General features: G+C 62.7%; 2 protein-coding genes. Both read right to left on the reverse strand.

Going from position 1 to position 2,428, the window contains the following annotated elements; genetic code table 11:
* Positions 1 to 78: 78 nt before the first annotated feature.
* On the reverse strand, positions 79 to 1,605 hold the full coding sequence (gltX, locus tag AC0AP0_RS11940; protein WP_445342271.1) for a glutamate--tRNA ligase: 1,527 nt from the start codon (positions 1,603 to 1,605) through the stop codon (positions 79 to 81).
* 56 nt (positions 1,606 to 1,661) lie between these two features.
* A complete protein-coding gene (nrdG, locus tag AC0AP0_RS11945) occupies positions 1,662 to 2,384 on the reverse strand; it encodes an anaerobic ribonucleoside-triphosphate reductase activating protein (protein ID WP_490430624.1) in 723 nt (240 codons plus the stop codon).
* Positions 2,385 to 2,428 lie beyond the last annotated feature (44 nt).

Below are 2,428 nucleotides of genomic sequence, written 5' to 3' on the forward strand. Positions count from 1 at the left end.
CGACGGGGGCTTCACTTTTCGCCGCGTACGAACCCGGTTCAGCAGGTCAGTAGCACAACAAAAAAGAAATATACCCGTTCAGAGGTTTTGGCGCAAGTTGGCCAACCTTCGGAGTGTTGTGTTCTTGCCCAGAATTTCCAGAGACTCGAACAGGGGCGGCGAGACCCGCCTTCCCGAAACCGCCACCCTGACCGGGCCGAAGGCCAGACGGGGCTTATAGCCGCCCTCATCCACCAGTGCCCGAGTGAGCAGGTCGTGCAGGTGATCGGTCTTCCAGTCCTGGTCTGACACATCCTGCAGGGCTGCAATTGCCAGGTCGAGGACCTGTCCAGCCGAGTCCTTGAGCTGTTTGCGGGCATCCGGCTCGGGCTCCAGGTACTCCTCTTGGCTGAGCAGACTTCCTACCATACCGGAGACCTCGCCCAGCAGGCGCACGCGAGGCTGGACCAGGGGGGCGGCAGCGGTCAGAACCCGCTGCTCCCGATCACTCAGGTCCTGCCAGCGCTCGGCACTCACCAGCCCGTCGCGCTTGAGGTAAGGCAGGGACCGGTTCAGGAAGTCCTGCGGTTCCAGCATGCGGATGTGCTCGGCATTGATGGCCACAGCCTTGTCGATGTCGAAGTGGGCCGGATTGGCCTTGACGTCGCGGATGTCGAAGTGCTCAACCATCTCCTCCATGGAGAAGACATCGCGGTCGGGGCCGATGGACCAGCCCAGCAGGGCCAGATAGTTGAGCAGCCCCTCGGGAATGAAGCCGTGTTCCCGGTGCAGGAAGAGGTTGGATTCGGGGTCGCGCTTGGACAGCTTCTTCTTACCCTGGCCCATGACGTAGGGCAGGTGTCCAAACAGGGGCATGGCTCGGGCTATGCCCAGCTTCATCAGATACCGGTAGAGGACGATCTGCCGCGGAGTGGAGCTGAGCAGATCCTCGCCGCGCAGAACCACGTTGATGCGCATCAAGGCATCATCCACCGGATTGGTCAGAGTGTAGAGTGGATCGCCGTTGGGGCGCACGATCACATAGTCGGGCACAGACCCGGCCTTGAACTCGATATGCCCGCGGATCAGGTCGTCGAAGGCGATGTCCTCGTCGGGCATGCGGATGCGCAGGGCAGGACGGCGACCCTGATCGCGGAAGGCCTGGCGCTGTTCGTCGCTCAGGTCGCGGTCGTAGCCGTCATAGCCGAAAGCGGCCGGACGGCCGGCGGCCAGGTTGCGCTCCTTGATCTCTTCAGCGGTGGAGTAGGACTCGTAGGCGTAGCCGGCATCCAGCAGCTGCCGGGCCACGTCGCGGTAAATATCGCCGCGCTCGGACTGCCGGTAGGGGCCGTCCGGGCCGCCGACTTCAACACCCTCATCCCAGTCCAGCCCCAGCCACTTGAGGGCTTCCAGGATCTGCTGGTAGCTCTCCTCACTGTCGCGCTGGGCATCGGTGTCTTCAATGCGGAAGACAAAGGTGCCATGGGAGTGCCGGGCCTGGGCCCAGTTGAAGAGTGCGGTTCGAACCATGCCTACATGCGGGGTGCCGGTCGGCGAGGGGCAGAAGCGGACCCTCAGATCCTTAGGCAGGTCGGGTTTGGCGTCGTGATCATGCTCATCAGTCATGACACCCATTGTGCCCCGGCAAGGCGACGTAGACCAATTCAGGGCAGGAGCCGGTATCAGCCTCGCTGCTGCTCCTGCTGCCGGTCCTTGCTGTAAGTCTCCGGAATGAACCTGGTCTGGTCATGCAGCTTGGGCCAGATGACCACCTGGCCCTGCTCCAGGGACCGTGGCACGTCGATGATCCGCTGGTTGTCCGAGCCCCGGAACTGAAGCAGGCTGTTCTTCCGATTCTCCAAGTAGCGTCCGTCCACCAACACATCAAGGTAGGAGATCAGCTGGGCTTTGTCCGGGGTCTCCCCCGGCCGGTTCAGCTCCTCCCAGGTGTAGCCGGTCCAGCACCAGATATCCTTCTCATGGCCGAACTCACGCCGGATCCGCTTCGAAAGGCTGAGCAGCATGGGAGTGTTGAGCAGAGGCTCCCCGCCCAGATAGGTAATGCCCTGCACATAGGACAGGGACAGGTCCTTGATGATGCGGTCCTCAAGCTGCCGGGTATAGGGGTGCCCGGCGCCGAAGTCCCAGATGGAGGCGTTGTAGCATCCCTGGCAGCGGAAGGGGCAGCCGCTGACGTAGAGGGAGCAACGGATCCCCTCACCGTCGGTCATGACCAGACGCTTGTAGTCCGCCACGATTCCCCGACTGAGCCGACGACCGTCCCACTGGCCGGCCTTGGGATTGTTGGTCAGCGCAGAGGGAACCCCCGGACCGCGCTCCTGCTCATCAGCAGCGAAGTCACGGTGGCTGCCTGTCTTTCTCATGGCTCCCTGTTTGTCCGTCATCTGGTCCTCCTCATGACAATGGCGGGCCGCAAACTACCCGGCCC

The sequence above is a fragment of the Bifidobacterium sp. POST2/T3 (B1) genome, assembly GCF_058197115.1.